At 38.2% G+C, this 7,398-nt stretch carries 8 protein-coding genes; 3 read left to right on the top strand and 5 right to left on the bottom strand.

Annotated elements, in window-relative coordinates; genetic code table 11:
* Positions 1 to 611: 611 nt before the first annotated feature.
* Positions 612 to 998, bottom strand: a complete 387-nt coding sequence (locus B3600_RS10155) for an SRPBCC domain-containing protein (protein ID WP_070560908.1) — start codon at positions 996 to 998, stop codon at positions 612 to 614.
* An 88-nt stretch (positions 999 to 1,086) separates the two neighbouring features.
* Between B3600_RS10155 and B3600_RS10150 the strand changes: the two genes are divergently transcribed.
* Complete coding sequence (locus B3600_RS10150) at positions 1,087 to 2,454, top strand: methyltransferase RsmF C-terminal domain-like protein (protein WP_286752845.1); 1,368 nt, start codon at positions 1,087 to 1,089, stop codon at positions 2,452 to 2,454.
* Positions 2,455 to 2,499: 45 nt separating this feature from the next.
* Here B3600_RS10150 and coaBC read toward each other — a convergent pair whose 3' ends face one another.
* From coaBC to B3600_RS10135, 3 genes are read right to left on the bottom strand one after another with little or no spacing between them, the layout of a single operon-like run.
* Complete coding sequence (gene coaBC, locus B3600_RS10145; protein WP_286752844.1) at positions 2,500 to 3,696, bottom strand: bifunctional phosphopantothenoylcysteine decarboxylase/phosphopantothenate--cysteine ligase CoaBC; 1,197 nt, start codon at positions 3,694 to 3,696, stop codon at positions 2,500 to 2,502.
* Between the two features lie 10 nt (positions 3,697 to 3,706).
* Positions 3,707 to 4,036, bottom strand: a complete 330-nt coding sequence (locus B3600_RS10140; RefSeq protein ID WP_046671627.1) for a DNA-directed RNA polymerase subunit omega — start codon at positions 4,034 to 4,036, stop codon at positions 3,707 to 3,709.
* Positions 4,020 to 4,949 (bottom strand): outer membrane protein assembly factor BamD, encoded by a 930-nt coding sequence (locus B3600_RS10135; RefSeq protein WP_112375121.1) that lies wholly within the window; start codon positions 4,947 to 4,949, stop codon positions 4,020 to 4,022. Before B3600_RS10135 ends, B3600_RS10140 begins: the two co-directional genes overlap by 17 nt.
* A 242-nt stretch (positions 4,950 to 5,191) precedes the next feature.
* Here B3600_RS10135 and B3600_RS10130 point away from each other — a divergent pair, with 242 nt between their 5' ends.
* Positions 5,192 to 5,467 carry a NifU family protein gene (locus B3600_RS10130; protein WP_046671629.1) on the top strand — a complete coding sequence of 92 codons (276 nt, stop codon included), beginning with the start codon at positions 5,192 to 5,194 and terminating at the stop codon, positions 5,465 to 5,467.
* Positions 5,468 to 5,524: 57 nt separating this feature from the next.
* A complete protein-coding gene (locus B3600_RS10125) occupies positions 5,525 to 6,172 on the top strand; it encodes a carboxypeptidase regulatory-like domain-containing protein (RefSeq protein WP_070560915.1) in 648 nt (215 codons plus the stop codon).
* Here the strand turns inward: B3600_RS10125 and B3600_RS10120 are convergent.
* Positions 6,169 to 7,398, bottom strand: coding sequence for an FtsX-like permease family protein (locus tag B3600_RS10120; protein ID WP_286752843.1), 1,230 nt, complete (start codon positions 7,396 to 7,398; stop codon positions 6,169 to 6,171). The two genes, B3600_RS10125 and B3600_RS10120, sit on opposite strands and share 4 nt — an antisense overlap.

Here is a 7,398-nt window from a genome sequence, read left to right as displayed (position 1 = left end):
TCAAGGGCTTCTTGCGTTTAGCTACCTGCCTGTACTTCCCTGTACAAGCTATTGCATATCTGCCGTACCCCCCGACCGGCGCTGTTCCGCAGCAGTGTGACGCATCTGTAAATCAAATATTCGGCGGTCACTACACAAGCTACTTGTAATCACTAGGAGCATGTCTTGTCTCAGTTATTACCCCAATGGTTTACGGAGGTGAGAAAGTCTCGGTTTTTGGATATATCATTCGTATTTCTATTAGATAGGATTGAAAACTTTTTAACACCATAATTTTCGCTGTTGCCGATTTTATGTTGTAAGATTGCTACACCTTTGCCTGTAAAGGATGAATATATCGGCAGGAGCTTTGAGTTTGGTGTTTGAAACTATTGTGGGATATTTTATATGTATGAAGATTGGGATTAAAGGAGCATGTAGAATCCGTTCTATTTGAGATATTGAAACGACTCACATGTTGTATAATAGTGAAATATCAATTATTATATATTGGAAAGTGGAAAGTCGGGCACAGTAAAGGAGGTATCTGTATTGCCAACGGTCTATATGGAATACAAATACCTGATGTTCTTGGCTATTACACTATACCCTGGAAGAATAGCTGCATTGCTTTAATCTTCTTCTGTATAAAAGTCGATCAACGAGGAGATATAAGGGTCTTCCCATCCATCCGAGATATTTTCAAAGTCTTCATCCGGTATATTTGTCTGCCTAATTTCCAAGGATGTCCCTTTTTTATGTTCATGCAGCTTTAATGTAACAATCGAAGGGTTGTCTGTTTCACCGAAGTACCATTCTTGCACAATTTTTGTCGAAGGTTCCAGTTCCAAGAATCGGCCAGTTATAGCACCATCCCATAAGGAGAATTCTCCATTGATAGTAGCGTCTATGGACACTAGGTCTCCTGTCCAAAGACGAGCGGTAATTTCGGTCGTTAATGCAAGATACAGCTCCTCTGGAGTTGCAGGAATAATAGCATATTTCTTGAATTCTTTCATGGTGCAAAGTTACTCTTTCTTGTAATTTACCACTTATTTTGACTTCATTTTTATTTATCTTAATTTTATCGCAAACTATTAGGACAACATGAGTAATTTTCTGCCAAATTCTTTAGTGAAAAAGTTAGGGGTGAATCCATTATTTGATACTGATGCATTTATTAAGATACATGAAGAAGGTATTCGGGCGACAGCAATACGCCTAAACCCTAATAAATTAGAAGATTGTCCGTTTCCTAATGCAAAACAAGTTCCTTGGTGTCATGTGGCTTATTATCTTCAGGATCGTCCAGTGTTTACGTTAGATCCTTTATTTCATGCTGGAACATACTATCCACAAGATGCTTCTTCCATGTTCATAGATCATATTATTCGAAGTTTGAAGTTAAATGAAAGGAGTGTTCGGGCGTTGGACTTATGCGCCGCTCCAGGAGGAAAGTCTACTTTATTAAACAGTAGTTTGCATCCGGAATCGCTCTTGGTTGCAAATGAAATTATTAAAACTAGGGTTACCGTCCTGCAAGATAACTTAATGAAATGGGGAAATGCTAACACAGTAACGACAAATAATGATCCTGCAGCGTTTAATCGCCTTCCAGGATACTTCGATTTGATGGTTGTTGATGCCCCATGTTCTGGATCTGGAATGTTTAGAAAAGATACCGATGCCATCGATGAATGGTCCGAAGCTAATGTTAAGCTTTGTAGCGAAAGACAACAGCGAATTTTGGCTGAAAGCTTGGCGACTTTAAATAAGGGCGGATATTTGTTCTATTCAACATGTTCTTATTCTCCGGAAGAAAATGAAGATATTGTCGATTGGTTACTGGATAGCGGTGATTTCGAATCTATTGAAATAGCTATTGAAGAGCATTGGGGAATTGATCATACAAGTTCTAATAAGCATCGTGCACACGGTTATCGATTTTACCCGCATAAATTAGGTGGAGAGGGCTTTTTTATTGCTGTCCTTAAGAAGATTGGCGAACAGGAAACGTTCAATAGAAAGCGAATTAAACCCGAAAAATCAGATGTACCTAGAGGAATTCTAGATAATTGGATTTCGGATAGTGCCAGTTTTCATACTTTTCTTCATCATGAGGATGTATATGTTTTTCCAAAAATGTATGAACATGATCTAAAGTATCTCCAAAATGTACTTTATCTTAAGAATGCGGGAACTAATGTTGGGAAACTTAACAGAAAGGAGCTAATACCAAGCCATGCGCTGGCTTTGAGCATTCATTTGACCAAAGACTTCCAATTGGTGGAATTGTCGCTTGAGGATGCCCGCAATTATCTTAGAAAGGAAAATATAGCTGTGGATACGATTGGCGAAAATATTCAAGGATGGGCCATAGCAAGTTTTCAAGGTAAACCTTTGGGCTGGATGAAGGTATTGACCAACCGAATAAACAACTATTATCCAAAGGAATTGAGGATTGCAAATTTATAAGAGCTGGAGACATTGTACTCCAAGGGGAGTATATATAAAATTTGCTTAGGATAGGCTCACGATAATTGAGCAGATATCTTTAGCAACTTCTTCTTTCGATTTTAGGCTAAACTCACGGGTATTTCCAGACCGATCGATTATAGTGACTTTATTGGTATCCGTGGCAAAGCCGGCACCTTTATCTTGCATGGAATTGAGCACAATAAAATCCAGGTTTTTTCGAACCAATTTGTCTTTTGCATTTTCGAGTTCATTATTGGTTTCCAATGCAAACCCAACGAGTAACTGGTTTTCTTTCTTTTTGGCACCTAAAGTAGCTAGAATATCGGCGGTTTTCGTCAGCTCGATAGCGAATTCGTTTTCTTTCTTTTTTATTTTTTGGGTAGCGACTTCAACTGGAGTGTAGTCTGCCACAGCAGCGCTCATCACAACAATATCTGCTGCTTCAAAATATTCTTCGCAGGCGCTCAGCATCTCAGCTGCCGAGGTAACTGAAATCGTATAGACGCGCTCGGGTAATTTCAGGGCAGTCGGTCCCGATACTAGCGTGACGTCTGCGCCAAGTTCTTCAAGTTCTTTGGCGATGGCATAGCCCATTTTTCCACTTGAATGATTGCCAATGAAGCGGACTGGGTCTATAGCTTCATAAGTAGGGCCAGCTGATACTAATGCTTTCTTTCCTGCTAAGGGCAGTCCTCGCTCCGAAAATTTAACTAAGAAATCCATTATTTCTTCCGGCTCCGCCAAACGCCCCTCACCCACTAGACCACTTGCCAGTTCCCCTTTTCCCGGAGGAATGAGGATATTGCCATAAGAACTAAGCTTATTAATATTGGACTGTGTTGAAGGGTGTTTCCACATATCTAAATCCATTGCTGGAGCGAATAGTACTGGACATTTTGCTGATAGATACACGGCTGTTAAGAGGTTATCGCAAAACCCATTGGCCATTTTGGCCAAGGTATTTGCCGTTGCTGGTGCGACTAAAATATAATCTGCATTTAAAGCAATTTCGACATGATTGTTCCATTCCCCGGTATTCGGCTGATAATAATCTATTAAAACGGGGGTTTTGGAGAGTGTGGAAAGCGTAAGCGGGGTAATAAAGGCTGTCGCTTCTTTTGACATGACTACGTTAACTTTGGCTTCCGCTTTTACCAAAAGGCGGATAAGGGATGCAATCTTGTATGCGGCAATACTGCCGCATACAGCAATTACAATATTTTTCCCAGCTAAAGCCATTGTTTAAGTATTAGTCCTGCTCTTTTGAAGGATTTCTGTAGTACACTTTATCGTGTAAAAATTCATCAATAGCAACCAAAGTAGGCTTTGGCATACGCTCGTAATGTTTTGAAATCTCTATTTGTTCGCGGTTTTCGAATACCTCTTCCAAGTTATCGTTGTTGCTTGCAAATTCAGCAAGTTTTCCATTCAATTCTTCTTTAATATCTACTGCAATTTGGTTCGCGCGTTTAGAAATAACTACAATAGATTCATAGAGATTGTCAGTGCCTTTGTCCAATTGTCTCAAGTCACGTGTGACTGTAGAGTTTGGAACTGAATTGTTATTTTTTTGACTCATCTTTTTGGGTATTTTCTTTTTCTTTTTTCGCCTTTTGTTCTTTGATATACACTTCCTGCTCCGCAACGGCCTTATTATAATCCTTTACTTGAGAGAGGGCGGTTTTAATCCCTTTTTCAGAATTTTCACGAAGAGATTCTGCCTCTTTCATATGTTTGCTATTCGGAAAATTACTTGCGAAGCTACGGTAATAATCCAAGGCATCATCAAATCTGCTTTCTTGTTTCAGGAAGAAACTTTTTGACGCATAGATGTATTGTGCTTTTAAGGTTAAAAACTCAATCTCTTCTGCGTATTTTGTATCAGGGTATTCTTTTAATACATTCTGTAATGCGATGACAGCTGCCCTATAATCATCCGTAAGACCCATATCATAATACAGTCTTGCATTAGCAAATGCTTTAAGCTCAAGTTTATCTCTTAATTTCTGAATAAGATCTGCGGCTTCTTTGGACCGTTCCGATTCGGGATAGAGATTGACGAAGAGCTGTAATGCATCAATTGCCTTTCTTGTATTTGCTTGATCTAACGTCGATCTCGGAGAATCCAAGTAATAACAATAGGCATGCATAAAGCGACATTCCTCTGCTCTTGCACTATTTGGATAAACATCCGCAAAATCTTTAAAGTGAAATGCTGCAGATGTATAATCTTTCAGACGGTAGTTGGCAAATGCCAAATAATAGTAAATATTTTCTGCTTCAGCTTGTCCACGGAATTTGGTCCGCAAGTCATCAAACAAAACTAACGCCTTTGTATATTTCTTTTTCTCATAAAGTTTTACGGCCTCTTCGTACTTTTGAGCGATGTTATTGCTTGCGCGCAATTTCTCAAATTTACTTTTACAGCCAGTAAATACCAATAGAAACATCATGCCGGCACAGATAGCCGCTATACGCCTATTTAAAAACATTTTACAAAGATAAGTGAATTTGTTATACTAATCAATTAAATTTTACTGCGCAATATAGTTTAATAATTATTTGATCGCAAAAACAACATTTCTTATTAACATTCTTTAACTCGATTGTAGCTCGGAAGAGGGTATATTGTCATATACTTGTTGTTTTTCCAATGGTAGCGAAGCCTAAAAATACACATTTTAAAATATTTGATTATCTTTACATATTACAATCATTGAATAGCATTAAGAGTATGACTTTAAAAGAAAAAGTTGAGCAAGCATTAGATACATTGAGACCATATTTGGAGACTGATGGCGGAAATGTGAGTGTTGAAGAGATTACAGCGGATAATGTCGTGCGTTTAAAATTATTGGGAGCATGTGCTTCATGTTCAATGAGCATTATGACCTTTAAAGCTGGTTTAGAGCAGGCAATTAAGAAAGCTGTTCCTGAAATTACAGCAGTAGAGGCTATTAATTTAACAGATCCAGATTCCCCAGAAGCAACTTTACCCTCTGTTAATTAGTTTTTCTATTAACACAATTTAACGGCTAGTTCGGCTACTTTTGTTTAAATTTGTTCTATGAAGTTGCTGGTTTCTATATTATTTGCTGTATTTATACTTTTTTGTTCCGCTGCATTACAAGCGCAGGAAAGGAAAATTATTCAATACTCCGGTATCGTAACAACAGTTGGGTCTGGGCTTCCTGTAGGTTATGCGACTGTCACTAATTTATCTTTCCGAAATGAAGCATTTGCTGCAAATAACGAGGGTTATTTCTCTTTTGTGGCACATGTAGGCGATACAATTCGTTTTACCTCTGTCGGTTTTGATCCTTTAGTTGTCACTATTCCTGAGGTTTCTGGAGATAAATATACCGCAAATATCATTATGCAAAATCTAGTGACGGAACTTCCGATGGTAACGCCCTATCCTTGGGCAAGTATAGAAGAGTTTAACATTGCATTTATGAATCTAGACGTTTCTGAAGATAACATCGTTAGAGTAAGAAGATCCTTGTCGTATGAGTCCTTGTCTGCAATGGCAGCTGTAATACCACGTGACGGAAATGAAATGCGTTCAATTAATAATGCGCAGAGCTTTAATACCATGAATAATAAAGTCATCAACCAACGTTATGCTAATCCATTGTTAAATCCTTTTGCATGGGGAAGTTTAATCCAACAGATTACAAAAGGAAGTCAGAGCCGAAAAAGTTCAAGTTATTAATCAGTCGATTTCAGTTTATTGAGTTCTCTCACACTTAATTTAGCGGAGAAATAGGAAACTAGACCAGAGATGCCAATGACTGTTATGAATACTAAAATGTAATCACTCCACTTACTTACCATAGGGTAGCTGTCAATAATGGTATTCGCTCCATCTTCTACACGAATGATTCCATAGACTGACTGAATATAGTTGAATATGCCGCCTATCAATAGACCTAATACACAACCAATAATAGCGATCATAAGACCTTCATAAAAGAAGATACGTTGAATTAGATTATCAGCCCCACCCAAACCTTTCAGGATCGTCATATCCTTTTGTTTGTCCAGTACAAGCATGGTTAAGGAACCTACAATATTAAAGATTGCAATCACACTGATTAAGGTCAGGATAAAGAAGACGACCCAGCGTTCAACACGTACATTTTTATATAAGGTGGGGTTTTGTTTTTCCCTATTCTTTACAATATAATCTGGTCCTATTTTCTTTTGTAATGTCTGCCCAAATAAGTTGACATCTATACCATCTTTTAGGTAAAATTCGATCGATGAAACGCGGTCATATTCCCCGAGAACCTCTTTAGCAAATGAAATCGGTGTAATTATCAAATTGTCAAAATCTTGTTGATAGCGCATTACCCCTACAGGAGCTATGGATCGGATGTTGAACTCTTCAGCAGGATTGGAGGAATTTTTTACCCCTTTTCTCGGTGAATACACTTGAATTTGTTCCGAAGAGTTCTGCATAGGAATCGCCAGATTTGCCTGTACGCTTGCCCCTAGAATTGCAAGGTTAGTCGAGTCATGAGTAAGTTTGTATTGACCATCTACGAGGATACTGTCTCCGGTCTTCTTACTTAGCGATTGAGGTTCGACACCTTTTATATTTGCAATAAATTGTCTATTTGAATATTGTAACAATACCTTCTCTTGTAGAACCTCCGTATAATGAACCACATTAGAATCTTTTCGTAATTCGCTGAAGATAGCCTGTTTGCTATCAAAAAGTTTGCCTTTCTTGGGTTCAATCTTCAGCTCAGGAGCAAACTTACTGTACATGGATAGTATCAGCTGTTCCATTCCATTGAATGATGATAACAAAATGATTAAAGCGGCACTACTTACCATTACGCCAATCACACTAATTGAAGAGATGATATTAATGGCATTAACTGATTTCTTAGAAAACAGATATCTTTTTGCAAATAGAAATGGCAGGTTCAT

Origin of the sequence: Sphingobacterium sp. UBA2480 (assembly GCF_002341965.1) — a bacterium.
In the GTDB taxonomy this organism is placed as follows: Bacteria; Bacteroidota; Bacteroidia; order Sphingobacteriales; family Sphingobacteriaceae; genus Sphingobacterium; species Sphingobacterium multivorum.
This window is presented reverse-complemented; position numbering and strand designations above follow the sequence as displayed.

Excerpts from the sequence above, each read along its gene's own strand:
- B3600_RS10120 (WP_286752843.1), bottom strand. The coding sequence starts at position 7,398 with ATGAACCTGCCATTTCTATTTGCAAAAAGATATCTGTTTTCTAAGAAA.
- B3600_RS10135 (WP_112375121.1), bottom strand. The coding sequence starts at position 4,949 with ATGTTTTTAAATAGGCGTATAGCGGCTATCTGTGCCGGCATGATGTTT.
- B3600_RS10150 (WP_286752845.1), top strand. The coding sequence starts at position 1,087 with ATGAGTAATTTTCTGCCAAATTCTTTAGTGAAAAAGTTAGGGGTGAAT.
- B3600_RS10125 (WP_070560915.1), top strand. The coding sequence starts at position 5,525 with ATGAAGTTGCTGGTTTCTATATTATTTGCTGTATTTATACTTTTTTGT.
- B3600_RS10155 (WP_070560908.1), bottom strand. The coding sequence starts at position 998 with ATGAAAGAATTCAAGAAATATGCTATTATTCCTGCAACTCCAGAGGAG.
- B3600_RS10130 (WP_046671629.1), top strand. The coding sequence starts at position 5,192 with ATGACTTTAAAAGAAAAAGTTGAGCAAGCATTAGATACATTGAGACCA.
- coaBC (WP_286752844.1), bottom strand. The coding sequence starts at position 3,696 with ATGGCTTTAGCTGGGAAAAATATTGTAATTGCTGTATGCGGCAGTATT.
- B3600_RS10140 (WP_046671627.1), bottom strand. The coding sequence starts at position 4,036 with ATGAGTCAAAAAAATAACAATTCAGTTCCAAACTCTACAGTCACACGT.